Here is a 26,530-nt window from a genome sequence, read left to right on the forward strand (position 1 = left end):
GGCATAAATAGCGGATACGCAGTGTGGGAGCGGCTCTTCGCCACACCAGCCCGGCCGCAGGCAGCCAGCGACGGAGTGTTCCGGCATGTAACTGACATCCGGTTATCTCGTTGATTTTTATTGCCAGCAGTTCCGTACTCCAGCGGGAACGCTGATAACCAAAATCGCCCAGCGTGTGTTTTACCAGTTGGCGCAGCAACGCACAGATATGTTCATACGGCCACTGACGTCCGCGCCCCGCAGGTAAAGAGACGAGACCTTCAATACCCGACAGTGTAAACCAGTTAATCCAGCGCCCTACTGATGAGCGGGCACAGTAAAGCGTTCTGGCGACATCGCTGACGCATTCGTCCCAATGTAACATCAGGATAGCAGTCAGTCTGCGGGCATGATTTTTGTCATGCGTTTTATGAATAGTTTTCTGCATCAGGCGTCGTTCAGTACGGGGGATTGATGCTATGTTCGGCATTGTTCAGTCTGGTTGGTGATTATGGTTGGTTTGTCGATTGATCAGATCGCACAATCCGGGCTGAGTTCCCTCAAAGTGATCTACTATTCCGCGCAGCTATTTAGAACATGTATACTTTGGCATCTGACTATGATGCTGAAAATCTCCGCAATCAGACGGCGGTTTCTTGCGCTACGTCTTCGGGTACAGTAGCCTGATTGCACTTTCATCCTGGTATCGAGTTCCTGCATGTTAAAGCGCGTGTTTTACAGCCTGTTGTTCCTGGTAGGCTTGCTGCTGCTGACGGTGCTTGGCCTCGATCGGTGGATGAGCTGGAAAACGGCGCCCTATATCTATGACGAATTGCAGGATCTCCCCTACCGCCAGGTTGGCGTGGTACTGGGAACGGCCAAATACTATCGCAAGGGCGTGATTAATCAGTATTACCGTTACCGTATTCAGGGCGCGTTAAACGCCTACAACAGCGGCAAAGTCAATTATCTGCTGCTCAGCGGCGACAACGCCCTGCAAAGCTATAACGAACCGATGACCATGCGTAAAGACCTTATCGCGGCGGGCGTCGATCCTGCCGATATCGTGCTTGATTATGCTGGCTTCCGGACGCTTGACTCCATTGTGCGTACCCGCAAGGTTTTTGATACTAACGATTTTATTATCATCACTCAGCGTTTCCACTGTGAACGCGCCTTGTTTATCGCGCTACATATGGGCATTCAGGCGCAGTGTTATGCGGTACCTTCGCCCAAAAATATGCTGACAGTACGCCTGCGCGAATTTGGCGCCCGTTTTAGCGCTCTGGCGGATCTGTATATTTTTAAACGCGAACCACGTTTTTTAGGCCCGCTAGTACCGATCCCAACGCAGCATCAGGTGCCGAACGACGCCCAGGGATATCCGGCAGTTACGCCAGAACAATTGCTTGAACTGGAAAAGAAAAAAGGGAAATGATCATGGATGTACAGACAATATTTGTCGCCTTAGCCTTTCTGCTACTCCCTCTTTTTTGTTTCCGTGAAGCCTGGAAAGGCTGGCGAACCGGCGCGGTAGATAAAATTGTCAAAAATACGCGAGAACCGGTTTATGTCTATCGCCATGCCGATCCCATACAATATTGGTCTTATCTTTTTCTTTATACCGGGTGTGGTTTTTTATTTACTGGAATGATTTTTTATTTTCTTTTTTATCGTTAATCTATTTATTATCACCTTAAAACTGAGAATAATAATTATTATGATGTAAGGAACAAATGCTGTTTTGCATTCTGGTTTCATTTTTTTGTGAATACTTTCACAGAGCCCCTTCCTTTCAATGCTTAGGCTGGCTGTAGATTTTGGATCATAAAAACGCGTTGTTTGCGTTTCGCCTTAATTTATTCAAGCATTAAGGAAGATTATATGCCGCAAGAAAATTATCTGGATGAACTCACGTCTGGTTTACGCCATTACTGGCAATAAAAGAGGCTTCCCGCTGTTTATTATGTCACGATGCCCCCTGTAGTCAGGATTGTCCGGCGCAAACCGATCCGGGGAAATTTATTCGTTCTCTTTATTTCCGTAATTTTAAAGGCGCAGCGGAAACTATCCGGAAAAATAACGCGCTTGGCGCCGTCTGCGCCAGAGTCTGTCCAACGGAAAAATTATGTCAGCGCGGATGTACGCGCTCCGGGATAGATAAGCCTATTGATATTGCGCGTCTACAGCGTTTTATTACCGATTTTGAACAGCAGACCGCCATGCAGATTTATCAGCCTGGGAGTAAAACGCGCGGAAAAGGCGGGTGCACGGTTCTCGAACCAGTGGTGGTCACAACCATCAATCTGGGGTTCTACGCCGGAACCGCCGAAATTTCCGACAACCACTCGCAGTCAGGCATCACTGAGCAATCAGCCCCCACAAGATAACCCTGCAAAAACGAAAGAGAGTCAGGTCGCGTGATAGCCTTCACATTCCGCACCATCCGATTCCTGATCTTTCAACCAAGGATCAACCGATAGCACTTTTTTGTATCTATTACAATCATCTTCCTTAAAGGTACAGGTGAGATTTTTACCTTTAAGAAAGAGATTATGAAAGTAAAAGTATGGACGGTTTTATTTATGTCGGCGTATCTGACGGCCTGTGCCGCGCCCGGCCCAGAAAAATATCAGACTATCATGGACAGCGTTACGGCAGAAAAAGTAAACAAGATTATTCGCTCGGATGTCATCCCTTCTTCAGGTGAAAATCACGGGGAAGTTATCAGCCGCGTGTCATCTGCTTTTCTCGGTACGCCTTACCAGGCAGATACACTTATCGGCGGGCCCGACACTCCCGAATCGCTTGTCGTGAATTTCAACGGCGTGGACTGCTTTACCCTAGCAGATTACGTTGAGGCCCTGACCCGCAGCCATGATCAGAAATCGTTCCTGCATAATCTTACAGAGGTTCGTTACACCGGAGGGAACGTTGACTACCTCAGCCGCCGGCACTTCTTCTCTGACTGGTTTGCCACCACACCACGCAATGCCCGGGACGTCACGCCGGATATCAGCCCTGACTATGCCACTGCGGACAAACAGCTTAACCGTAAACCTGACGGGGGGGAGTACATTCCGGGTCTGGGCATTCATTCCCGTAAAATAAATTACATTCCCGGAAAGGCCATCAGTCAGCAGGTGCTGGACCAGATGAGAAACGGGGATTATGTCGGCGTCTACTCTCCGCTTGAAGGGCTGGACGTTTCGCATGTGGGTATCGTGGTTCGCCACGACGGGCAGGTATGGTTCAGGAATGCCTCTTCGCTGGCCGCCAACAGAAAAGTGGTGGATTCGCCGTTTCTGGAATACATGCGCGCGAAACCGGGCATCGTCGTGCTGCGGGCCGAGTGACGTTTCAGACTGGCTCTGAACTCTTTCGGGTTCGCCAGTACGGGATTGATGGCCCTCATTTGTTCCTGAACACTGGCCTGTGCACGTCGCTTAGGCATTTTTTTACTCCTGTCCCGTTTTCCACTTCGTTCCAGTTCATCCATCTTGTCCTGAGCCAATTATTCAGCTGATGGGCGGCATTACGCCGGAGCATACGTTTTTCAACAACTGACTGAATGACGTTGATCCGGCTGAGTTCTTTATCTGACATGGTTACAAGCATCCTGATGTCCCCATGGCCTGAGGATTGGATCCTTCATGCCAGAAAAAGTGACATCACTAAATGGGTTAAAAGTGACATTAGAATGTCGGTGGTCATCAGGCGGTAACTTTCCTCCCCGATATGCACAACCGGATACAGTTCACGGGAGACTTTATCTGACAGCAGGAGGGCTCTGGCCAGCGGGATCACCATTCTGCGTCCCGGCGTGTCAATGATGTCACTCTACAGGCAGTAGCGGCTTTCTTTTTTATAGGCGTAAACCCTGAACTGCATTTCACCAGTCCCTGTTTTCATCGGCAAAGGAGCCGTTTGTTTCAATAAACAGGGCGACCTCGGCCATCCCTTCCTGATTTTCAGCCTGCCAGCGTTTCGCACGCAGACGACGGGCTTCGTGCTGCATGGTCGTACTCACAAGTCTGGAGATATTGACGTCGTATGCCTTGAGCAACTAATAGCTGTCACTGTCAACCGTGACCGTAATGCGCTGCTTCATAATGCCCCCCTTATTACATACTCATGATATTCGGTTAAGCATATAGTGACTGCTCCCCGCCGTAAACGGCGAAGCTTCCCACTTCTCAGGCCGCAACCGTCTGTGTGACGGATTTACGCTGGCCTCCATGAGCAGAGACTGTAGTCTCCCCCAAATTTAGTCTTACCGCTTAATAGAGTCCTCTGGTTAAAATACGACCAATGGAGGTACGCTATGAAGAAAATACGTTTCACCGAATCCCAGATCCTGAGAGTCCTGAAAGAAGGTGAAGGCGGTCGACATGTGAAGGAGGTTTGTCGTGAGAATGGTGTTTCCGAAGCCAGCTACGATAACTGGAAATCCAAATATGGCGGCATGGAGTCCCCGGATATCAAACGCATGAAAGAGCTGGAAGAAGAAAACCGGCGATTGAAGCAAATGTACGCGTCTTTGAGCCTGGATCATGAAATCCTTAAGGATGTCGTCGCAAAAAAACTTTAACGGTTCCCGAAAAACGTAAACTGGTGCGCTATGTCATGACGGAACATCAGACCAGCGAGCGACGCGGGGGCCGAATTATTGGTATTAGCCAAAGCCTTTTGCATTATCGCCCGAATGCCGAACGGGATATTCCGGTGATCGAGGCGCTACAGGATCTGGCGCATCACTATCCGGCCTATGGATTTGGCTTGATGTTCAACAAGCTGCGTCAGGCAGGGTTATCGTGGAATAAGAAACGCGTTTACCGGATATATTGTCGGTTAAAACTAAACCTCAGACGCAAGGGTAAAAAACGCTTGCCCAACCGGAACCCGCAGCCTTTGGCGGTCCCCATTAACATGAATCCCTGTTGGTCAGTGGATTTTATGAGTGACGCGCTGATGGATGGAAGGCGGTTCAGATTGTTTAACGTAGCCGATGATTTTAATCGGGAAGCGCAGGCAGTCGAAGTGGACTTAAATATCCCGGCGCATCGCGTAGTGCGCGTTTTGGAGCGGCTCAGCGCCGAAAGAGGCTATCCGGCGTTTATCCGAAGTGATAATGGACCGGAACTTACCGCCGCCGTCCTGTCGGAGTGGGCCGAGCAGCATGGAGTCATACTGGATTTTATTCAACCGGGAAAGCCAATGCAGAACGGATTTATCGAACGGTTCAATAAGACATTACGAACAGAAATACTCGATATGTATCTGTTCCGAACGCTGTCTGAAGTCCGAGAGTTAACAGAAAACCGGCGAACGGAATATAACGAGGAACGCCCGCATAGCTCACCTGGCGGCATACCGCCGGTTACCTATGCAAGGCAAAAACTGGCCGGAGACTCTAACTGGCAGTGGTACTAAAAACCGGAGGGACTACAATCGGGCTGGCGAATAACAATATTATCCCTGCAGAAGATCTGGATCGCAGCTATATCGTCTATCCGCAGATTAATCAGGAAAAATGCGTCGGTTGCGGACGTTGCTATATCTCATGTTATGACGGCGGCCATCAGGCGATGGAGTGGGATGAATACAGCCGCACCCAGCACTGCAACACTGAAAAATGCGTCGGCTGTCTGCTGTGCGGCCATGTCTGCCCGGTAGCCTGTATTGATTTAGGCGAGGTCAGAGTTAAAAAAGGTGAAAAAGAGCACGCGTTGACGCTGTAGCTCATGGCGTGAAGCCCGGCGCAAAGTTTCGCTGCGCCGGGTTAGCCACTACTTCTTACGCGCGTATTTCAGCGAGTCCAGCGCCACGGCGAAGATGATAATGCCCCCTTTGATAATGTACTGCCAGTATGGGTTTACCCCGATATAGGTCAGACCATAGTTGATGACGGTAAAGATAATGACGCCAGTCACCACGCCGAAGACCGTACCCACCCCGCCGCTAAACGATACGCCGCCGACGACGCACGCGGCAATCGCGTCCAGCTCATACATAAAGCCGAGGTTGTTGGTTGCAGAACCAATACGCCCCGCCTCCAGTAAGCCGCCGAAAGCATAAAACACACCGGAGAGCGCGTAAATCATCAGCAGGTTCAGCGCCACGTTTACCCCAGAAACTTTCGCCGCTTCCGGATTGCCGCCAATAGCAAAAATGTTTTTACCAAAGCGGGTCTTATTCCACAGTACCCAGACAAACGCTACCGCAATCAGGGCGTAAAAGGTGATGTATGAGAGCCGGAAACTGCCCATCGCCACAAAGCCCTGCGCAAAGGTGGAAAAGCCGCTGTCAAAGCCAGAAATGGGCGAAGCGCCGACAAAGTCATAGTAAAGGGAGTTGATCCCGTAAACGATAATCATCGTGCCGAGTGTAGTAATAAACGGCGTCACATTCAGGTAAGCAATGATGATGCCGTTTACCAGGCCAATCACAGCGCCAATCGCACAGACAACCAGGATGACCACCGCAATCGGCATGGTCGCCATTTCCGGAAACACTTTATTGGCGTTTTCCATCGATTGAAGTAACGTTGCCGCCACCACCGCCGCCAGTCCTACCTGACGCCCTGCCGACAGATCTGTCCCTTGGGTGACGATTAATCCCGCCACGCCCAGCGCGATAATGATACGTACCGAAGATTGCGTCAGAATATTACTTAAATTCAGCAAACTTAAAAAAGTCGGGTCCTGGAAAATAATAATTGCCAGCAAAACTAAAAGAACGACGTAAATTCCGCCCTCTTTCAGATAAGTAAGAAAACTTTTCTTATTTAACACACTCATAAGGAGCCCCTGATCTTAAAGGTGCAAAGAAGCAAGACGCAAAATTTCGTTTTGCGTTGTTGTTTTAGTATCGACAATGCCGGAAACGAGACCGTTGCTCATCACCAGGATACGATCGGTAATTCCTAATAGCTCCGGCATTTCAGAAGAGATAATGATGATTCCCTTCCCTTTTTTCGCCAGCTCCGCAATAAGCTGATAAATTTCAAATTTCGCGCCGACATCAATACCACGGGTCGGTTCGTCCAGCATTAATATTTCCGGCTGCGTTAATAGCCAGCGACCAATGATCACTTTTTGCTGATTGCCGCCGGAAAGCGAACCAATTAGCGTACGATGCCCCGGCGTTTTTACTCGCATGGAATCAATGACCCATTGGGTATCGCTTTTCATCCGGGAATTATCCAGTAACCCCACTTTATTTTTATAATTGTGGATATTCGAAATTAATGAGTTAAAGCCGATATCAAGATAGGCGTAAATTCCAGTGGAGCGACGTTCTTCCGTCACCAGCGCAAAACCGTGGTTAATCGCTTCGTTCGCATTGTGATTGTTAATTTTCTTGCCATGTAAAGTGATCGTACCGGACGACTTCTCACGAATACCGAACAGCGTTTCGACAATATCGGTACGCTTTGCTCCAACCAGACCGGCAATGCCCAGAATTTCGCCTTTGTGCAGATCGAAGGAGACATCGCGAATAGAAGGCTGACGCAGAGAGGTCAGGTTACGCACCTCCAGAATCACCTCGCCCGGTTTATTTTCCTTATCCGGAAAGCGCTGGTTCAGGGAACGCCCGACCATCATTGCAATGATCTTATTCATATCCAGCCCTTCCAGCGGCTGGGTGGCAATCCACTGGCCGTCGCGCAGGATAGTAATTTCATCGCACAACTGGAAAATTTCTTCCATTTTATGCGAGATATAGACAATACCGCAGCCGCGCTCTTTCAGCTTGCGGATAATGGTAAACAGATGATTAACCTCTTTCTCGGTTAACGATGAGGTTGGTTCGTCCATAATAACGATTTTAGCGTTATAGGAAAACGCCTTCGCAATTTCGATCATCTGCATTTGCGAAACGGATAACGTTCCCACGCGTGCGCGCGGGTCAATATTGATATCCAGTTCATCAAATATCGCTTTGGTATCCTGGTACATTTTATCCTGGTCGACAAACATACCTTTAGTGGGATAACGTCCCAGCCACATGTTATCCATGACCGAACGCTGCAATACCAGGTTTAACTCCTGATGTACCATCGAAATCCCATTCTCCAGCGCTTCTTTCGCGGAATGGAAATCCACTTCTTTTCCCTGAAATATAATGCTGCCGGAATCTTTTTGATAAATCCCGAAAAGACATTTTAATAATGTTGATTTGCCTGCGCCGTTTTCGCCCATTAATGCATGAATAGAGTGCGGACGAACGTTTAAGTTGACATTATCAAGCGCTTTCACGCCGGGAAATGATTTGTTGATGCCACGCATTTCCAACAAATATTCACCCGACGACGGAGAGATCGTGCTGACCATAATGATACCTTGTCGGCCTTTTTAATTATTGCTATCCGTGCCGGATGGCAGAGGAAATACCTTATCCGCTCTACGGCGCGTCACCCTTCCACAGTTTCAGGGCGCAACAAAATTGCGCCCACAAACGGAAAAGTTATTTTTGGGTAAATTCGCTCAGATTGTCTTTGTCCACGCCGACATAAGGCACGCGCACAATTTTGTTCTCAATCTTCCAGTTGGTGCCGTCAGCCGCGCCCTTGCCTTCGGCGAGGTTTTTCGCCAGATCGAATGTCGCTTTCGCCTGATTGTTGGCGTCATTCAGTACCGTACCGGCCATCGCGCCCGATTTCACCAGCGCCAGGGCTTCCGGTAACGCATCGACGCCAAAGACCGGAATCGACGATTTATTATGCGCTTTCAGCGCCTCTACCGCGCCCATCGCCATCGCATCGTTATTCGCGATAACCACTTCAATCTTGTTAGCGTTCGGGCCAGACAGCCAGGCATCCATCTTATCTTTTGCCTGCGCGGTATCCCACATGGCGGTGTCTAACGCCAGTTGCTCGGTTTGAATACCTTTAGCATTTAACTCTTTCACCACATACGTCGTACGGGCTTCAGCATCCGGATGCCCCGGTTCGCCTTTCAGCAGAACATACTGAATTTTACCGTCTTTATTCAGATCCCACCCCTGATTCGCCTGCCAGTGTTTGGCAATCAAGTCGCCCTGAATCACGCCGGATTCTTTAGAGTCAGTCCCGACATAATACGCCTTGTCATAGCTGTCCAGCGCTTTGCGGGAAGGCTCTTTGTTAAAGAACACCACCGGCACATTTTGCCCGCGCGCTTTTTCAATTACCGTACCGGCGGCTGCCGGATCGACCAGGTTAATCGCCAGAGCTTTAACCCCTTTCGCCAATAAAACGTCAATTTGATCATTCTGTTTGGATTGATCGTTTTGCGAGTCATTCATCAGTAGCTGAACATCCGGCGCGGATTTGCCATCTTTTTCAATAGCCTTACGCACGACGGACATAAAGTTATCGTCATATTTATAAATCGTCACGCCAATACGGGTATCAGCCGCGTGCGCTTGCGCGCCGAATAACAGACTTGCCATCACGGCAGAAAGGGTCAGTACCTTCTTATTCATGGTAGCTCCGGTTTTATTATGTAGGGTATAGCGTAAGAAAATGCCCGGCGGTTCAGGAAGTTAACGTCGTGTTACTGAACGCCGTAGCCTATTTATTCAACTCTTTATTTTGTGTCCGGTAGTCGCGGGATATCGTGATAATGATTTTTATAAGCGAAATACCCCAGCAAAACTGATCAGAAACTGTTACATATCAGTTACAGTGCGACAAACGTTGTCATCATAGCCATCACAATGTTAATAAACTGTGAATTTACTCACAGATTGAAAACGGTTACATGGGGTGAGTAATCAGTTAGTGATCATGACCGCATTTTGCCGCAACGCCACTGAATGGCGTCGCACCAGCGTCGGCATAAAGCAGTGCGTCGCTGTGATATTCAGCGTGCCTGCTGCGCCCTGTAACGCCAGTTCCGTCGCGATTTTCGCCATAGAAGCAATAGGATAGCGCACAGTCGTCAACTGAGGATCGGTATAACGCGCGATAGGGATATCATCGAAACCGATGATGGACAGATGCAAGGGAATGGCGATACCGTTATCTTTTAACGCCGTCAGCGCACCCGCGGCCATGTTATCGTTATAAGCAAATACCGCTGTCAATTGCAGATTACGCCCCAGCAATTCAACCATTGCCGACTCGCCGCCCTGCATATCCGGCGTGCCGGTACCAACCCAGCTCTCCGGCGCAGAAACCCCCTGCTCTTGCAACGCGGTTAACCACCCTTCTCTGCGCATCGCGTCATCTTCAATACGGTGACTGGAGGCCAGGTAGCCGATGCGCTGATGTCCATTATTCAGCAACATTCGGGTCGCCATTCTGGCGCCGCTCACGTTGTCGAGGCAGACGCAACGATGCGCATAACCCTGAACGATACGGTTAATTAGCACCATGCCGGGGATCTGATCCATGAAGTCGCCCAGCTCGCGATCGGTTAAGGCTTTTGAATGAACAATCAATGCGTTACAACGCTGGCGGATCAAGACTTCTATCGCATGACGCTCTTTTTCCGCCTCATGATAACTGTTGCCAATGAGAACATATTTCTGGTGCTGCTGCGCGACCAGATCCACAGCTTTCACCAGAGCGCCGAAAAAGGCATCGGAAACATCCATGACCACGACGCCGATGGTGTCGCTCACCTGCGTGGCCAGCGCTTGCGCATTCGCATTTGGCCGATATCCCAATAGCGTGACAGCCTGCATGACGGCGTCACGGGTGTCGGGACTGACCAACGCGCTGTTATTCAGTACACGGGAGACGGTCGCTACAGACACGCCAGCCTGGCGCGCTACATCACGAATGGTGATCATATTCACTGCCCTGTTTGAGTTCAAAAATGCTCACAAATGCCCCGTTAGCAGGCGGCTATTTTGTCAGCACCCTGCACAGGACTGCGTGAGAAACATCACAGGGATGGAAACGGTTACAGCCATTTTGTTAATGAATGTGATCCAGAGCGTTATCTGGATGATCCTGACGCGCGCAACGTGAGTTGGCGCCATAACCACTCGACCGGTCCCTGTCGCCAGAAACGTAGCCAGATGACGGAAAAGAGAAGGTTTATTGCCCATACCGGAACGACAAAGAACAAGAGTTCCAGCCGATTGAATTCCATAAATAAGCCAAACTGATAAAACAGCGTGGTACAGATGATCGTCTGTAGCAGATAATTGGTCAGCGCCATGCGCCCTACGCAGGCAATGGCAAGCGTCAGTCTGCATTGGCTAAGCTGCGGCCAGAAGCCAAACATCAGCGCGGCATAGCCCAGCGTTTGCAACGGCGCGCTCAGTTCGCGCGGCGCCTGCAATAAGAAGGCGCACCAGCGGTACGCCCAGTCCAGCCGCCATTGTAAAATGACCGCAGGCAGGTTGATCATTAGCCCTAACGCCACCAGTAGAAACCCGGTACGGCGATAGTGCCGCAGACTGTACTGACCTTTCAGCCAGCCGCTACGCATTAGCGCGGCGCCCAGCAGCATCATACCCGCCAGTTGCCAGCCATACTGCGCGCCGAGCGCCAGTAAACTATTCGACAGCATCTCCGCCCGGTTGCTGATAGCCTCCATGCCGCCGTTCAGCTTCCAGTATTTTTCATACAATATTGCCGAAGCATCCGGCGTCCAGGCGCGACTGGTTTCGCTAGTCGATACCACGCCCAGCAGCACTAGTACGCCAATCCCGACCAGATAAAGGAGTACGCCGGTATTGAACAGGCTTTTTACCGAAGGCGCGTCGCGTACCAGTCGCCAGCAAATTAACCCGACCAGACCGTAGGCCAGCAGAATGTCGCCGTCCCAAAAGAATAACGCATGGATAAAACCTAACAGTACCAATAGCGTTAAGCGCGACTGAATCCACTGTTTACCACGCGGAAGCAGCATTTGTAGCCCCGCGCCAAACAACAACGCGAACAGCGTAAGAAACTTAGCCTGCGCCACGATATCGAGAATCGCCCAAGGCCAGGCGTCTTCGGGAACGATCGCGCCATACCAGGCGGGATTGAGATAAGCCGCCTTCGGCAATCCAAAGGCGCTAATGTTAAGAAGCAGGATACCGAGGATGGCGATGCCACGTACAAAATCCAGCGTGACATTACGCTCCATCGTCTCCGCCTTACTCAGTGATGATGGCGAACGGCGCGCAGGAACTCCTGGCGCGTATTCTGGCTGGACTTAAACAATCCGCCCAGTGAGGTCGTCGTCGTGGCGCTGGTCGCATCACGAATGCCGCGCGCTTTCACGCAGTAATGTACCGCATCAATGGATACCGCCACATTATTGGTGCCAAGCAAAGTTTGCAGCGCCGTCAGAATTTGCTGGGTCAAACGTTCCTGAACCTGCGGGCGCTGGGCGAAAAATTGCACGATACGGTTAATTTTTGACAGGCCAATCACGGAATCTTTGGGGATATATGCGACGGTCGCTTTGCCATCAATGATCACGAAGTGATGTTCACAGGTGCTGGTCAGCGTGATATCGCGGACGGTGACCATTTCGTCTACCTTCATTTTATTTTCAATGAGGGTAATTTTTGGGAAATTGGCATAGTCGAGACCGGCGAAAATCTCGTCAACGTACATCTTCGCGATACGATGCGGCGTTTCCATCAGACTGTCATCGCTCAAATCAAGATTCAGCAACTGCATAATCTCAGTCATATGCCCTGCGATAAGGCGTTTTCGCGTTTCATTATCTAATTCATCCATAGGCGGTCGCAGCGGCGTTTCCAGCCCCCTGGCCACCAGCGCGTCATGAACCAGGGCCGCTTCTTTACTGAGTGATGGCATTAATCGTGTTCTCCTGCAGGTGTGGCGCCTCTGCCCTGCATGGGGCAAAGTTTGTCAATATTGTGACAGTGTGATTATTGTGCGTGAGGTAGCGCACATAATCCAGTATTCACACCCATAATTGTTGAAATTGTCACGGCCTTTCATGACATCTTTATCCGGCGAGAGAATGATGGTAGAACAAAGCCCCTATTTGTTAACACAACGTTATTTAAATGATGAAGCAAGTTAATGTATTACGGAAGTAAAAGTTACTCACAACGCGGTGAATAATCTGTATTATGAAGAATCTGCATACCTTATCAGGTTCACTATAAAAGGAGCCCCCGCATGGAAATGCTCGAAGAGCACCGATGTTTTGGCGGCTGGCAGCAGCGCTGGCGTCATCATGCCGCCACGCTAAACTGCGCCATGACATTCAGCATTTTTCTTCCGCCGACTCAGGATAATGAACCGCCTCCGGTGCTGTACTGGTTGTCCGGGTTAACCTGCAATGATGAGAATTTCACTACCAAAGCAGGCGCGCAACGTATCGCAGCGGAACTGGGCATCGTATTGGTGATGCCGGATACCAGTCCGCGCGGCGAGCAGGTCGCCAACGATAGCGGATACGATTTAGGCTACGGCGCCGGGTTTTATCTCAATGCCACGCAGCCGCCCTGGGCCAGCCATTATCGCATGTACGATTACCTGCGCGATGAGCTTCCGGCGCTTATCCAGACACAGTTTAACGTCAGCGACCGTTGCGCCATCAGCGGGCACTCGATGGGCGGCCACGGCGCATTAATCATGGCGCTGAAAAATCCGGGTAAATACACCAGCGTCTCTGCTTTTGCGCCCATCGTTAACCCCAGCCGCGTGCCGTGGGGAATCAAAGCGCTTACCGCTTATCTCGGCGAAGATGAATCAGCCTGGACTGAGTGGGATAGCTGCGAATTAATGCTGGCCAGCCAGCCGCAGAACGCCATTCCTGTGCTCATCGATCAGGGCGACAGCGATCAATTCCTCGCCGATCAGCTTCAGCCCGCCGTACTGGCGGAAGCCGCGCGACAAACCGCCTGGCCGATGACGCTACGAATCCAGCCTGGCTACGATCATAGCTATTATTTTATTGCGTCCTTCATCGAGGACCATCTGCGCTTTCATGCCCGGTATTTACGGGACGAGCGTGAGACGTCACCAACATAATGAATTTTCCAGCGCCGCGCTGTAATTCACCTCCTCCGACTGCGGCGCGGAAGATTTATTATTTAAATCCGCGGCCTGCTGGCGTATCTGAAGGCGGCCGTTGCCCTCTCCGCCTTCATAACTTTCGTGAAAATTACGCAGCTCGGATTCAAACAGCACCGCATCAAGATTATGCAACTTATCCAGCGCCCGCAGGAGAGAAATTAACGTATCAAGATTGAGCCCTCCCCCCTTCTCGATACGCTTGATGGTGGCGATGCCAACGTGCGCGCGATCGGCAAGCTGCTGCTGGGTCATCGAAAGAGACAGACGCGTCTCCTTTAAGCGGGCGCACAACGACAGGATAATCTCGTCGTTATTCATCGTATTGTATTTCACGCTGTTACCCTCTCTTGCGCGGCTGAATTTTCCCCAGCGAACCATGATACGTTTCACGGTATTTAGCGCTCATGTCTTTACCGGTCTCGTACATCGCAGCAATGATCTCATCGAGCGAAATACAGGGTTCGCTTACGCGACTCATCGCCATCGTCGCCGCGTTTATCGCTTTCACGGCAGAGATGGCATTTCTTTCTATGCAGGGAATTTGTACCTGCCCGCCCAGCGGATCGCAGGTCAATCCCAGATGATGTTCCATGGCAATTTCAGCGGCGCTCAGCGTTTGCTCCACGGATGCGCCCATTAGTTCAGCCAGGCCCGCCGCCGCCATTGAGCACGCCACGCCGATTTCCCCCTGACAGCCAACTTCAGAGCCCAGAATAGAGGCGTTTTGTTTAAACAATATCGCGATAGCGGCGGCGGTCAGGAAGAAACGGGTCAGAGCACCGGCATCCAGCGGCGTGACGAATTTATCATACCAGCAGAGCGCTGCCGGAATGATGCCGCACGCGCCATTGGTTGGCGCGGTAACAATCTGTCCGCCGCTGGCATTTTCTTCGCCTACCGCAATCGCGAAGGCATTGACCCAATTCAGCGCGGTTAAAAAATCGCTGGCGGAACGGTTAGCCTGTAACGTCTTATGTAACGCACAGGCGCGCCGCGGTACCTGATAGGGACCGGGTAATACCCCCTCAGTATGCAGGCCGCGATAAACCGCCTGCTGCATCACGTCCCATATTTGCGCCAGATAATTCTGCAACGTCTGTGGCGAGTGACGGTACAGCTCATTTTTCATCATCAGCGCCGCCACGGACAGGCCGTTACGCCGACACAGCGCCAGCAACTGCGCGGCATGACTAAATTCAAAGGGCGACACTGTACGCAAAGGAAGCGATGGCGTCAGCGGCTCGCCATGTTTGCGAACCTGCCCGGCGCCGGTCGAAAACCAGGTCTCTTCATACACCGTGAAATAATCATCTCTGGCGCGAAACGTCATGGCATAAGGATGTCCTGGATGCGCCTGGTGATTGGCGATAATCTTGACTTTTATCGTGATTCCACCCGCGTCGGAGAGCGGGAGTTCGATTTTGTTTTCATTTTCCGCACGCTTAATCACCGCCATATACGAACGGAGATCGACATTCTCCGGCTGGTAGCCCAGCAGCCCAAGATAAAGGGCGCTATCCACATTGTGGCACTTGCGGCTTAACGATAACGCGCCATATAGCTCGATTTCAATTTCCCGAATTAGCGGCAACGTCTCTTGTTCTCTGAGCAATGAAATAAAATGACAGGCGGCGCGCATCGGCCCTACGGTACGTGAGCTGGATGGACCTATTACTATTTTGAATATATCAAGGCAACTCTCCATCGTTATATCAATCCTTTCAGTCTCATTCGCGTTTAGTAATAAATAACATCCTCGCACAGTTTGCATATCAAAAGTGATACCTTTTGTGTCTGAACTTTACCTGGTATCAAAAACAACGCTTTTTTAGCCATTTTCTGGCTGTGATATCTGTGATAGCGCGAGATTCCACGCCGCAAAAGAGTCATTATAATACCCGTAAATTAAGGGAGTTATCATATGAGCACTATTTATTTTATTACCACACAGGATATCGATACGTTTCAGAAAAAATTACAGGAAACGTTATTTAATGCCGTTACCATGCCGTTTCCGCTATTATTTGATAAACGTTATGCCGCGCTTATCAATACCGCTTATTTAAAACTTACGCTGCCAGCGGAATGTCTTACGCCTGAATTTTATCGCTATTTACGCGAACTCTCATTGCATTGGCAGTTTGATTTTTTTATTAAGCCGCAGCCACTGCCTGCTAACGGTATTATCGCGTTTGATATGGACTCGACATTTATTGCGGAAGAAGGCGTGGATGAAATTGCCCGCGCGCTTGGCATGTCGACGCAAATCGCCGCCATTACCCAACAGGCGATGGAGGGCAAGCTTGATTTTAACGCCAGTTTTACCCGACGTATCGGAATGTTGAAAGGCACGCCGAAAGCAGTGCTGAACGCCGTATGCGATCGCATGACCCTTTCGCCAGGCCTGTTAACTATTCTGCCAGTCATCAAGGCCAAAGGATTTAAAACCGCGATTATCTCCGGGGGACTGGATATATTCACCCAGCGTCTAAAAGCGCGGTATCAACTGGATTATGCCTTTTCGAATACGGTTGAAATACGCGATAACGTTCTGACGGATAACATTACCTTGCCGATTATGAACGCCGCAAACAAGAAACAGACGCTGGTTGACCTGGCTGCCCGGTTAAATATTGCCACGGAGAATATTATTGCCTGCGGCGATGGCGCCAACGATCTGCCGATGTTAGAACATGCTGGCACCGGTATTGCCTGGAAAGCGAAGCCGGTTGTACGGGAAAAAATCCACCATCAGATTAATTATCACGGTTTCGAATTGCTTCTTTTTCTTATTGAAGATGAATTATAACGCGACTCACCTCGCCGGAAGGGAATTTTAAAATGAGTATAAAAACATTTATTTTCAGCCAGCCCGATAAGCCGATTGTAAAAGAGAAAAAAGAGATAGACCAGACCTATAAAAAATTTCGTTTTGAGATTATCGCCTCGGTCTTTATCTCTTATGCCGTCTTTTATCTTACCCGTAAAAACTTCTCCGCCGCGATGCCGGCCATGCTGACGGAAACGTCGCTGACCGCAGAGGACTTCGCCATTATGTCTTCTATTTTTTACATTCTTTATGGCGCGATGAAGTTTGTCGGCGGGATGCTGGTCGATAATATTAACCCGAAAGCCATGACCGGCCCGGTGCTGATTGGCGTGGGGATTGTAAATATTCTGTTCGGCTTTTCCGATAGCGTGGCGGCATTCTACGTGCTGTACAGTCTCAACGCGATATTACAGGGCACCAGCTTTCCGCCGATGGCGAAAATTATGGCCTCGTGGTTTTCGAAAAACGAACGGGGACGCTGGTGGGCTATCGTTGAAGCGGCGCACAATATCGGCGGCAGCCTCGCGCCGCTGCTGACCAGTTTTGCTATCGCCTTTAGCGGTAGCTGGAAAATGGGGTTTTATGTTCCCGGCGCCATTTCGCTGCTGATGGGGATAGTGGCGCTATTTACCATTAAAGATCGTCCCGGTACGTTAGGTTTGCCCAACGTGGGGCAGTGGCGTAACGACCCGACGGAGCTGGCCCAGGTCAAGGCCAGCCCGGTCAACCTGAGCTTCTGGCAGATTTTTGTGAAATATATCCTGACCAATCCACTGGTATGGATCATTATTATCGGCGATATGTCGGTTTATATTGCGCGCACCATCCTTAACGACTGGCCGCAGATTTACTATTCGCAGGTTCACGGCTGGAGCCTGATAAAAGCGAACTCAATTATTTCCTGGTTTGAGGCGGGCGGACTAGCGGGTGGGTTGCTGGCAGGCTACTTGTCTGACTTTATGTTCAAAAGTAACCGCTGGATGACCGGATTAATCTTCGCGTTAGCGCTGTGCATATGCATCGTGCTGGTGCCGCTGGTTCAGGATACCTCTTACACCCTCACCGCGATTCTGTTCACCATCATGGGCTTCGCCTTATACGGACCGCATATGCTTTTTGCCGTCGGCTGTCTGGATGTGACCCATAAGGATGCGGCGGGATCGATTACCGGCTTTCGGGGATTGTTCAGCTATGTCGGCGCGGCAATGGCCGGTGTGCCGGTAATTATGGTGAAAAATAGCTGGGCGTGGTCGGGCGTTTATATCTATGCGTTAATCGCCATTCTGCTAACGACTCTGTCGCTGGCGCTGCTCTCCAGCTGCATCGTTTATAACATTCTGGCGACAGCGGCAAAACGCGGCTGTCGCCAGTCTCTGTCAGAAACGGTAATCCACCGCCATAAAGTAACGACGTCCGTCTTCGGTATAACCGTAGTCGTCGCGTTTAAGATCTTTATCGCCCACGTTCAGAACGCCCGCACGCAGTTTAACGTTTTTCGTCGCCTGCCATGCCGCGCCGGTATCCCAGACCACATACCCGCCCGGCGTTTTCGCCGTTGCGCTGTCGGCTCGCTTACGCCCGGTATAATTCCCTGATACGTAGAATGACCAGTCTTCGAGCTGCGCCGGTTTCCAGTCCAGCGTACCGTTCGCGGTGTGGAACGGCAGATCGGAAAGCGGCTTGTTCCCGCCATTACTGACGTCGCGTCCGTCGTTATAGGTGTAATTCAACGACAGTTTCCACGCCTCGTTAAACGGAACTTTCAACTCGGTTTCCACGCCCTGAATACGCGCTTTATTCACGTTGTAATAACGGAAGACCGGAACGCGCTGTCCCCGACTGTTGGTTTCGAAACCAACAAAGTTGGAATAGCCGGGCGCGGCGTTAACGTCAGCGGTACGGCTAATGCTGATGCGATTGTCCACATCGTTACGGAACGTGGTAACGCTCGCTTCCACGCCCTCCAGTGTGCCTTCTTCGCCACGGTAATAAAGGCCGAGCTCCCAGCTTTCACTGGTTTCAGGTTTCAGATCCGGGCTACCGACAATGCGGCATCCGCCACGGCAGGAGTTGGTCGCCCAATCCGGACTTAATTGCAATAGCGACGGCGCTTTAAAGGCCGTGGCCCATCCGCCTTTCACCGTCAGGGTATTCGTCGCGTTATAGACCAGATAAGCACGCGGGCTCCAGTGATCGCCATAGGTTTCATGGTCATCCATACGAATACCGGTGGTCAGCGCCAGCGGTTCGAAGATGCGCCACTCATCTTCAAGGAACAGAGCATACTGGCTGGCGGAGGTTTTAGTACTGGAACCGCCGGTCAGGTTCACCGCATCGCTCAGTTTATCGTGACGCCATTCGCCGCCGAAGGTAAGGAACTGGTTGACAGGCGCTAACGGCAGAACGTATTTCCCGTCAATCGAATTGCTTTCTGACGTGATAGGGCTACTGTTGCCGGGGTTTTTGTTTTCCACTTTTTCGCCGTAGAACTTGAGCTCGCTATTGCCGAGATCCCAACGTCCGTTATGGCTCAACGCGTAATTTTGCCGTTCCAGACGGTTTTTATCCAGCGAGTCAGAGTCCCGGTCCTGGCGATCAAAACCGTAGCCTGCGGTAACGTCATGATTTTCGTTTGGTGTCCAGGCAAACTCGACGTTTCCATCCCGGCTGGTAAATCCTTCAATGCGCGGCGTTTCACCCGTAGCGGTGGTGGCGGAACGCTGCTGCTCGTCTTTGCCGCGTTTCGCCAGGCTACCGTAGGCTTTCATCCCCAGCACGCCGTCGATCAGCGGGCCGCTGGTAAAGAACTGACCGTTATAAGTGTCGCCACGGTCGCGATGTTCCTGAATAGTGGAGTCAACCGTGACGCTGCCGTGCCATTTCTGACCAATTTTTTTGGTGATAATGTTGACCACGCCACCCAGCGCATCGGAGCCATACAGCGAGGACATGGGGCCACGCACCACTTCAATGCGTTCGATAGCGTCAACCGGTATCCAGTTCAGATCAAAATCATTATGGCGGAAGACCGCGTTACGGGAGTTAATGCGCTTACCGTCGATCAGGATCAGCGTATAACTGCTGTCCAGACCACGAATACTCACGCCTTTACGGTTATCCCCTTCGTTAGTGAGCTGTACGCCCGGCACCTCTTTCAGGACATCTTTCAGGTTTTGCACGGGCCTGCGCTGTAAATCTTGCTGGGTAATGACGCTGATACTTGCCGGCGCGTCTTTCAGATTTTGTTCGATGGCGGACGCGGTAACGACCATGGTTTCACCATCATCCGTTGCCGCGGCAACCGGCCAGGCCAACGTAACTGCGGACATACAAAGCCCTACCCGAACGAAAGGGTTAAACCTAAACATTCCATTTCTCCATGAGGTAAATACGACAAAAAAATCGGTTATCGCTCACAACGTATTACGTTTCGCCTGCGATAACGGTTATCACGGCGAACTCTTTTTATGCAGGCGAGTCGGGCTAATTAGTGACGGTCGCGCCCGAATCTTCATCCTTTCTGATTTCGAGCGTAACGATAAAGCAAACGATAATAATTATCAATTTAATTGTTAATAATTATGTCATTTGAATCAATAATGAAGATAAAACAAAAAACCCTCTCGAATGAGAGGGTTAGAAGGGTCAGGTTCAGGCAGTCAGTGCCGGGTGGCGGCATAAAGCCTTATCCGGCCTACGACGAGAATACCGCGTTACTTTTTAACGCGTTCCGGGAAGTGCATTTCGCTATAGCGCACGAAATGCGTGCCTTTTATCAACTTGTAGCCGAACCAGATAATCAGGAACAGCGGAATGCCGATATAAGTCGCCGCAACGCCGCCCCAGTCGATGGTATCTTTCAGGAACGCTTCATAGTTCTGCCCTAACGTAATAATCAGGCACAGTATAAAGGCGAAGATCGGCCCCAGCGGGAAGAACCCGGAACGGTACGGCAAATCATTTACATCGTACCCCTGCAGCATGTAACCGCGACGGAAGCGATAATGGCTGATAGCAATCCCCAGCCAGGCGATGAAGCCCGTCATCCCGGAGGTGTTCAACAGCCACAGATAGACCGTCTGGTTGCCGAACATTGAGGTCAAAAAGCAAAGACCGGCAATTACGGTGGTAGCATAAAGCGCATTGCGCGGTACGCCGCCGCGGGACAATTTAGCAAAAATACGCGGGGCCTTACCGTCACAGGCCAGGGTGTAGAGCATTCGGGTAGAGGCATACATCCCGGAGTTGCCGGCAGACAGTACCGCCGTCAGGATAACCGCATTCATTATCGCCGCCGCAGACAACAAGCCCGCATGCTGGAACACCAGGGTAAACGGACTGACGCTAATGTCTTTGACGTCGTTACGCAGCAGGTTCGGATCGGTATAAGGAATGATCAGGCTGATAATCAAAATCGCGAAGACATAAAACAGCAGGATACGCCAGAATACCTGACGCACCGCGCGTGGAATATTCTTCTCTGGATTTTCGGATTCCCCGGCGGCAATACCAATCAGCTCGGTTCCCTGAAAAGAAAAACCCACGATCATCGCGACGCCAATCATCGCAGCAAAACCGCCGGCGAAAGGCGCATCGCCTGTCGTCCAGTTGCTCCAGCCCACCGGCTCGACGCCTTTAAAGATGCCGATAATCATCGCTACGCCAACGATGATGAAGATGATAACAGTCGCCACTTTAATTAACGAGAACCAGTACTCCGCTTCGCCAAAACCGCGCACGGAAATGTAGTTCAGCAAGAAAATGACGCAGAGGAATAGCGCGCTCCAGATCCAGCCCGGCGTATCCGGGAACCACCAGCCCATTACCAACTGTGCGGCAACCAGGTCAACAGCGATAGTCACCGCCCAGTTGTACCAGTAGTTCCAGCCCAGCGCGAAACCAAAGCCTTCCTCCACATAGTTCTGACCATATGTCGCAAACGAGCCGGATACCGGCATATAGGCCGCCAGCTCGCCAAGACTGGTCATCAGGAAGTAAACCATCAGACCAATCAGAATATAAGAAAACAGCGCGCCGCCCGGCCCCGCCTGAGAAATTGTCGCACCAGATGCAACGAAAAGACCTGTCCCGATAGAACCGCCGATGGCAATCATCGTCAGGTGACGCGCCTTTAATTCGCGACGTAGCGCGGGCGCTTCTGTGGTTTTAGTTTTGGAACCCATGTGAAAATGCTATCCATCCAAAAAATGAGGCGCGATTGTAACAGACGAAATGCTATCCTTCCGGCACAAATGCGCGGTTATAAGAGACCTTCATGACCGGCCACGGATTATAAGTAAAGCAGCGAATAACGTATACGTAAGCGGAGACTAAAAATGGCGATACCGCCGGGGCTGCCCTTCTCTACCCCCTTATTCACAGTAACTCAAAAAACGCTGCAACGCGTTAGAAAGATGTTTCTGCCGATGATGAACACGCCACAACGTGCGCACCAGGCGCGGTAACGGCACCGCGACTTCGCTCAAGGTTCCAGCCAGGAGTTGTTCAGCAATCACCCGACGCGACAAACAGCTAATCCCCAGTCCATGACGCACCGCATGTTTGATCGCCTCTGAATTCCCCAACTCCATCGCCATATGAAAACGCGGCAAATGCGACAACAGCAAATAATCGACAATTTCCCGCGTACCGGAACCGCGCTCGCGTAAAATCCACGGGGATGCCGCAAGCTGTTCCAGCGTCACCGGTCCCTGCGTCAGCGTCGAGGACGGCGCGGCAAAGACCACCAGCTCATCTTCCAGCCACGGCTCAGAGATAATCTCTGTACTGTGACACGGCCCTTCAATCAGGCCGATATCAACCCGAAAATCCAGCACCGCGTTAATCACGTCCTGGCTGTTTCCCACGCTGAGTTCCAGCGGTAAGGCCGGATAATGCTGGCGATAGCGGGCAATCATGGCGGGTAAAATGTAATTGCCGATGGTGCTACTGGCATAAACCCGTATCGCGCCGTTATCTTCACGGAATAGCTGCTCAATTTCTACCGCTTGCTCCAGCAACGCCAGCGCGCGCGGATATAACAAGCGCCCATGTTCGTTGACCACCAGCCGTTTACCCACCCGGTCAAACAACTGTACGCCGAGCTGACCTTCCAGATCGGTGAGCGCGGCGCTAACGGCGGACTGCGATAATGACAGCATGACCGACGCCTGGGTTGTTGAACCGCTTTTCAGTACTTCAGCAAACACTTCAAGTTGTCGTAGCGTAATATGCATAGTCGTATCCCACCGATAGCGTTTCACTTACCACTTATAAAGATTAATAATAAATATATAATCAATTTTATTTTTAAACCAGATCACCGTAACCTTATTGTCCATATACAGGAGAAGGTTATGACAGAAATCACCTTGCAGAAGCATCGTCGTACAGTGTGGCATTTTATACCGGGGCTCGCTCTGAGCGCCGTCATTACAGGAGCCGCCCTGTGGGGCGGCGCTATCCCTGCCGTCGCAGGCGCCGGGTTCAGCGCCCTGACCCTGGCAATCCTGCTGGGTATGGTTATCGGGAATACCGTCTATCCACAAATATGGAAACAATGCGACGGCGGCGTGCTGTTTGCAAAACAACATTTGCTGCGTTTAGGGATTATACTTTACGGTTTTCGCCTTACCTTTTCACAAATTGCCGATGTGGGCATTAGCGGTATTGTGATTGACGTCTTGACGCTTTCCAGTACATTCATGCTGGCCTGCTTCTTAGGCCAGAAAGTCTTTGGTCTGGACAGGCACACCAGTTGGCTGATTGGCGCCGGCAGCAGTATCTGCGGCGCGGCGGCGGTACTGGCGACAGAACCGGTGGTAAAAGCGGAAGCCAGTAAGGTTACTGTAGCCGTGGCGACCGTCGTTATCTTCGGCACAATCGCCATTTTCCTTTACCCGGCGATGTATCCGCTGCTGGCGCACTGGTTCAGCCCGGAAACCTACGGCATCTATATCGGCTCAACCATGCATGAAGTCGCGCAAGTGGTCGCAGCGGGTCACGCTGTTAGCCCGGATGCGGAAAATGCGGCGGTTATCGCTAAGATGCTGCGTGTTATGATGCTGGCGCCGTTCCTGATCATTCTGGCGGCGCGCGTTAAACAGCTTTCACCGGCGACCGGCGCGGAAAAAAGCAAAATTACCATTCCGTGGTTTGCTATTTTCTTTATCTTGGTGGCAATCTTCAACTCTTTCCACCTGTTGCCGAAAGCCATAGTGGATATGCTGGTGACGCTGGACACGATACTGCTGGCGATGGCGATGGCGGCGTTGGGGCTAACCACTCACGTTAGCGCACTGAAAAAAGCGGGGGCGAAACCGCTGCTGATGGCGTTAGCATTATTCGCTTGGCTGATTATTGGCGGCGGAGCCATTAACGTCCTGATCCATAGCCTTATCGCATAAACCATTACGTTTCACGCCTGTTAACCCGTTATTATACGTTCGCAATGAACCGTACAGCGGGTTTAACAGGAGTCTTTTATGAAATACATCGGAGCGCACGTCAGCGCTGCTGGCGGTCTGGCTAACGCCCCTGCCCGCGCGGCTGAAATTGGCGCAACGGCCTTTGCGCTTTTCACGAAAAACCAGCGTCAGTGGCGTGCCGCCCCCCTTATTCCCCAAGTCATTGATGACTTTAAAATCGCCTGTGAAAAGTATCATTTCTCAGCGGCGCAAATTCTTCCCCACGATAGTTACCTGATTAATCTGGGCCATCCGGTCAGTGAAGCGCTGGAAAAATCACGCGATGCTTTTCTCGATGAAATGCAGCGCTGTGAACAACTCGGCTTAACCCTGCTTAACTTTCATCCCGGTAGCCATCTGATGCAGATTGCACAGGAGGATTGCCTGGCGCGGATCGCTGAATCTATCAATATCGCCCTCGCGCAGACCGAGGGCGTCACGGCGGTCATCGAAAATACAGCCGGTCAGGGCAGCAATCTGGGATTTGAGTTTGAACAACTAGCCGCCATCATCGACGGCGTAGAAGATAAGTCGCGCGTCGGCGTCTGTATCGATACCTGTCATGCCTTTGCCGCCGGATACGATCTGCGTACGCCAGAGGCGTGCGAAAAAACGTTTGCCGAATTCGGGCAAATTGTCGGATTTCAGTATTTGCGCGGGATGCACCTTAACGACGCCAAAAGCGCCTTCGGCAGCCGCGTTGACCGCCATCACAGTCTGGGTGAAGGTAATATCGGCCACGATGCGTTTCGCTGGATTATGCAGGATGCGCGATTTGACGGTATTCCACTGGTACTGGAAACGATTAATCCCGATATCTGGGCGGAAGAGATCGCATGGCTGAAAGCACAGCAATCTGAAAAAGCCGTCGCCTGAAAATAAGCGATAAGGAAAAGGAAAAAGCGTTACCGCTTTTTGGACGCCAGTCATAACCACGTATCGCAAAACGCAATCACATGCCGGATGGCAACGCCAAAGCATCCTATCCGGCATGACTTATCATTACGCAAGGCCAATAAAAAAACCCGCAATGGTGGCGCTCATCAGGTTAGAAAGCGTTGCCGCCGCCAGTGCGCGCATTCCCAGTTGCGCAATTTCCGGCGCACGATGCGGCGCAACGGCAGAAAACGCCCCAACCACCACTCCGATCGAGCCGAAATTAGCAAACCCGCATAGCGCAAACGAGATAATCGCAATGGTCTTCACATCCAGCGTACCGCCAGTTTGCAGATACGGCGAGAAGTTGAGATAAGCGACAAATTCGTTGATCGCCAGCTTCTGACCAATCAGGCTGCCAGCCAGCGTTGCCTCGCTCCAGTCTACGCCCATCAACCAGGCCAGAGGAGCAAGAAGCCAGCCAAAAATCCCTTCGAGCGAGGCATGAGCAGATCCGAACCAGCCGCCAATGCCGCCGATAATACCGTTAATCAACGCGATAATCGCCACGAATGCCATCACTACCGTCGCCACGCCTGCGGCTATTTTCAGACCGGTCATCGCGCCGCTGGCCGCCGCTTCGATAATGCTCTTTGGCGGCGTTTCGGTAAATGACAAATTGTCAAACGTCACTTGCGTCTCTTCGGTTGCCGGACTCAGCATACGGGCAAACAGAATGCCGCCAGGAATCGCCATTAAGGACGCCGCCAGCAGATAATCAATAGGCACGCCCAGACTGGCGTAACCGATCATGGTTGAACCCGCGACTGAGGCCATCCCACTGCAAATCGCAGTAAATAACTCATTACGATTTAAGCGATCCATAAAAGGCTTAACAATCGCCGGGATCTCGTTTTGCCCCAAAAAAATAGTAGTGACCGCAACAAATGATTCGATCTTACTGATAGTTAGCGCTTTCTGGAATATACCGCCGAGAATGCGGATTAATCCCCCCATTACGCCAACGTAATACAATAGACTCACCAGTGCGGTAATAAAAATAATCGCGGGGAGTACGCGAAAGGCAAATACAAATCCGGCGCCATCAAAAACCTGATCCATTTTCGGCCCCGCCAGCGCACCAAAAATAAAAGTGCTGCCTGCATCGCTATAGGTCATGACCTTATGAACTCCCAGCGCCGCCTGCTCAGCCAGCCATTTTCCCGGCGGAAAGTAAAGCATCACACCGCCAATGGTAAACTGCAGCAACAGCGCCGCCCCAACGGTACGCAAGCTGATACGTTTTTTATTTACTGACAGCAAAAATGCAATTGTCAGTAATACTGCCATCCCCAGAACACTTCTCATTACATCCATAATGATCTTCCC

The 26,530-nt window shown here is 51.1% G+C and carries 22 protein-coding genes and 6 pseudogenes; 11 read left to right on the forward strand and 17 right to left on the reverse strand.

What is annotated here, in order from left to right:
* Nucleotides 1-10: 10 nt before the first annotated feature.
* A pseudogene (locus F4V61_RS17495) lies at nt 11-469 on the reverse strand (helix-turn-helix domain-containing protein); the annotation flags it as partial.
* Between the two features lie 228 nt (nt 470-697).
* Between F4V61_RS17495 and sanA the strand changes: the two are divergent.
* From sanA to F4V61_RS17510, 3 genes and pseudogenes are all read left to right on the forward strand, one after another.
* Complete coding sequence (gene sanA / locus F4V61_RS17500) at nt 698-1,417, forward strand: outer membrane permeability protein SanA (RefSeq protein WP_000920069.1); 720 nt, start codon at nt 698-700, stop codon at nt 1,415-1,417.
* Nucleotides 1,414-1,659, forward strand: a complete 246-nt coding sequence (locus F4V61_RS17505) for a DUF2542 family protein (RefSeq protein WP_000605181.1) — start codon at nt 1,414-1,416, stop codon at nt 1,657-1,659. Before sanA ends, F4V61_RS17505 begins: the two co-directional genes overlap by 4 nt.
* Before the next feature lie 204 nt (nt 1,660-1,863).
* Nucleotides 1,864-2,240: pseudogene (locus F4V61_RS17510) on the forward strand (dihydropyrimidine dehydrogenase); the annotation flags it as partial.
* On the opposite strand, the gene F4V61_RS22095 reads toward F4V61_RS17510, so the two are convergent.
* Nucleotides 2,163-2,327 (reverse strand): hypothetical protein, encoded by a 165-nt coding sequence (locus F4V61_RS22095; RefSeq protein ID WP_164504055.1) that lies wholly within the window; start codon nt 2,325-2,327, stop codon nt 2,163-2,165. The pseudogene F4V61_RS17510 and the gene F4V61_RS22095 overlap by 78 nt on opposite strands.
* 207 nt (nt 2,328-2,534) lie before the next feature.
* Between F4V61_RS22095 and F4V61_RS17515 the strand changes: the two genes are divergently transcribed.
* On the forward strand, nt 2,535-3,335 hold the full coding sequence (locus tag F4V61_RS17515) for a DUF1460 domain-containing protein (RefSeq protein WP_058819117.1): 801 nt from the start codon (nt 2,535-2,537) through the stop codon (nt 3,333-3,335).
* On the opposite strand, the pseudogene F4V61_RS17520 reads toward F4V61_RS17515, so the two are convergent.
* The 3 genes and pseudogenes from F4V61_RS17520 to ccdA form a co-directional block, all read right to left on the reverse strand.
* Nucleotides 3,335-3,493: pseudogene (locus tag F4V61_RS17520) on the reverse strand (ISNCY family transposase); the annotation flags it as partial. The gene F4V61_RS17515 and the pseudogene F4V61_RS17520 overlap by 1 nt on opposite strands.
* Before the next feature lie 185 nt (nt 3,494-3,678).
* Nucleotides 3,679-3,813, reverse strand: a pseudogene (locus F4V61_RS22505) (CcdB family protein); the annotation flags it as partial.
* Between the two features lie 58 nt (nt 3,814-3,871).
* Nucleotides 3,872-4,045, reverse strand: a complete 174-nt coding sequence (gene ccdA / locus F4V61_RS17530) for a type II toxin-antitoxin system antitoxin CcdA (RefSeq protein WP_012209976.1) — start codon at nt 4,043-4,045, stop codon at nt 3,872-3,874.
* Between the two features lie 258 nt (nt 4,046-4,303).
* Between ccdA and F4V61_RS17535 the strand changes: the two genes are divergently transcribed.
* Together F4V61_RS17535 and F4V61_RS17540 are read left to right on the forward strand one after the other, a co-directional pair.
* Nucleotides 4,304-5,412 (forward strand): IS3 family transposase gene (locus F4V61_RS17535; RefSeq protein WP_150363960.1). Its coding sequence is split into 2 segments (ribosomal slippage): nt 4,304-4,556 and nt 4,556-5,412, totalling 1,110 coding nucleotides; the frame shifts between segments, so codons are not numbered across the junction.
* Nucleotides 5,413-5,429: 17 nt separating this feature from the next.
* Nucleotides 5,430-5,720 (forward strand): annotated as a pseudogene (locus tag F4V61_RS17540) (4Fe-4S dicluster-binding protein); the annotation flags it as partial.
* A 48-nt stretch (nt 5,721-5,768) separates the two neighbouring features.
* Here F4V61_RS17540 and mglC read toward each other — a convergent pair.
* From mglC to folE, 6 genes are all read right to left on the reverse strand, one after another.
* Nucleotides 5,769-6,779 (reverse strand): galactose/methyl galactoside ABC transporter permease MglC, encoded by a 1,011-nt coding sequence (mglC, locus tag F4V61_RS17545; RefSeq protein ID WP_000114953.1) that lies wholly within the window; start codon nt 6,777-6,779, stop codon nt 5,769-5,771.
* A 15-nt stretch (nt 6,780-6,794) separates the two neighbouring features.
* On the reverse strand, nt 6,795-8,315 hold the full coding sequence (gene mglA / locus F4V61_RS17550) for a galactose/methyl galactoside ABC transporter ATP-binding protein MglA (protein WP_000255142.1): 1,521 nt from the start codon (nt 8,313-8,315) through the stop codon (nt 6,795-6,797).
* 133 nt (nt 8,316-8,448) lie between these two features.
* Nucleotides 8,449-9,447, reverse strand: coding sequence for a galactose/glucose ABC transporter substrate-binding protein MglB (gene mglB / locus F4V61_RS17555; RefSeq protein WP_001036954.1), 999 nt, complete (start codon nt 9,445-9,447; stop codon nt 8,449-8,451).
* 291 nt (nt 9,448-9,738) lie between these two features.
* Nucleotides 9,739-10,761 (reverse strand): HTH-type transcriptional regulator GalS, encoded by a 1,023-nt coding sequence (gene galS / locus F4V61_RS17560; RefSeq protein ID WP_038395314.1) that lies wholly within the window; start codon nt 10,759-10,761, stop codon nt 9,739-9,741.
* 149 nt (nt 10,762-10,910) lie between these two features.
* On the reverse strand, nt 10,911-12,053 hold the full coding sequence (gene yeiB, locus F4V61_RS17565; protein WP_058819121.1) for a DUF418 domain-containing protein YeiB: 1,143 nt from the start codon (nt 12,051-12,053) through the stop codon (nt 10,911-10,913).
* Nucleotides 12,054-12,067: 14 nt separating this feature from the next.
* Nucleotides 12,068-12,736 (reverse strand): GTP cyclohydrolase I FolE, encoded by a 669-nt coding sequence (gene folE, locus F4V61_RS17570; protein ID WP_038395281.1) that lies wholly within the window; start codon nt 12,734-12,736, stop codon nt 12,068-12,070.
* A gap of 330 nt (nt 12,737-13,066) precedes the next feature.
* On the opposite strand from folE, the gene fghA reads away from it, so the two are divergent.
* A complete protein-coding gene (fghA, locus tag F4V61_RS17575; protein ID WP_080161312.1) occupies nt 13,067-13,924 on the forward strand; it encodes an S-formylglutathione hydrolase in 858 nt (285 codons plus the stop codon).
* On the opposite strand, the gene F4V61_RS17580 is transcribed toward fghA, so the two are convergent.
* Both F4V61_RS17580 and F4V61_RS17585 read right to left on the reverse strand, forming a co-directional pair.
* The gene (locus F4V61_RS17580) at nt 13,913-14,302 is read right to left on the reverse strand and encodes a helix-turn-helix domain-containing protein (RefSeq protein WP_080161313.1); all 390 of its coding nucleotides are present in this window, start codon (nt 14,300-14,302) and stop codon (nt 13,913-13,915) included. The genes fghA and F4V61_RS17580 overlap by 12 nt on opposite strands.
* Before the next feature lie 4 nt (nt 14,303-14,306).
* On the reverse strand, nt 14,307-15,674 hold the full coding sequence (locus F4V61_RS17585) for an L-serine ammonia-lyase (RefSeq protein WP_080161314.1): 1,368 nt from the start codon (nt 15,672-15,674) through the stop codon (nt 14,307-14,309).
* A 216-nt stretch (nt 15,675-15,890) separates the two neighbouring features.
* On the opposite strand from F4V61_RS17585, the gene serB reads away from it, so the two are divergent.
* Both serB and F4V61_RS17595 read left to right on the forward strand, forming a co-directional pair.
* On the forward strand, nt 15,891-16,778 hold the full coding sequence (serB, locus tag F4V61_RS17590) for a phosphoserine phosphatase SerB (RefSeq protein WP_038395274.1): 888 nt from the start codon (nt 15,891-15,893) through the stop codon (nt 16,776-16,778).
* 32 nt (nt 16,779-16,810) lie between these two features.
* A pseudogene (locus F4V61_RS17595) lies at nt 16,811-18,132 on the forward strand (MFS transporter).
* Nucleotides 18,133-18,175: 43 nt separating this feature from the next.
* Here the strand turns inward: F4V61_RS17595 and cirA are convergent.
* The 3 genes from cirA to yieE form a co-directional block, all read right to left on the reverse strand.
* Nucleotides 18,176-20,167, reverse strand: a complete 1,992-nt coding sequence (gene cirA / locus F4V61_RS17600) for a catecholate siderophore receptor CirA (protein WP_080161315.1) — start codon at nt 20,165-20,167, stop codon at nt 18,176-18,178.
* Between the two features lie 345 nt (nt 20,168-20,512).
* On the reverse strand, nt 20,513-21,982 hold the full coding sequence (gene lysP / locus F4V61_RS17605; protein ID WP_000534998.1) for a lysine-specific permease: 1,470 nt from the start codon (nt 21,980-21,982) through the stop codon (nt 20,513-20,515).
* 189 nt (nt 21,983-22,171) lie between these two features.
* Nucleotides 22,172-23,035, reverse strand: a complete 864-nt coding sequence (gene yieE / locus F4V61_RS17610; RefSeq protein ID WP_038395270.1) for a DNA-binding transcriptional regulator YeiE — start codon at nt 23,033-23,035, stop codon at nt 22,172-22,174.
* A 120-nt stretch (nt 23,036-23,155) separates the two neighbouring features.
* On the opposite strand from yieE, the gene F4V61_RS17615 reads away from it, so the two are divergent.
* Both F4V61_RS17615 and nfo read left to right on the forward strand, forming a co-directional pair.
* Complete coding sequence (locus F4V61_RS17615; protein WP_000136265.1) at nt 23,156-24,205, forward strand: YeiH family protein; 1,050 nt, start codon at nt 23,156-23,158, stop codon at nt 24,203-24,205.
* 78 nt (nt 24,206-24,283) lie between these two features.
* Nucleotides 24,284-25,141 carry a deoxyribonuclease IV gene (gene nfo, locus F4V61_RS17620; RefSeq protein WP_000873902.1) on the forward strand — a complete coding sequence of 286 codons (858 nt, stop codon included), beginning with the start codon at nt 24,284-24,286 and terminating at the stop codon, nt 25,139-25,141.
* Between the two features lie 126 nt (nt 25,142-25,267).
* Here nfo and F4V61_RS17625 read toward each other — a convergent pair whose 3' ends face one another.
* A complete protein-coding gene (locus F4V61_RS17625) occupies nt 25,268-26,518 on the reverse strand; it encodes a NupC/NupG family nucleoside CNT transporter (RefSeq protein ID WP_012209971.1) in 1,251 nt (416 codons plus the stop codon).
* Nucleotides 26,519-26,530 lie beyond the last annotated feature (12 nt).

Source organism: Salmonella enterica subsp. arizonae (genome assembly GCF_008692845.1).
GTDB classification, from domain to species: domain Bacteria; phylum Pseudomonadota; class Gammaproteobacteria; order Enterobacterales; family Enterobacteriaceae; genus Salmonella; species Salmonella arizonae.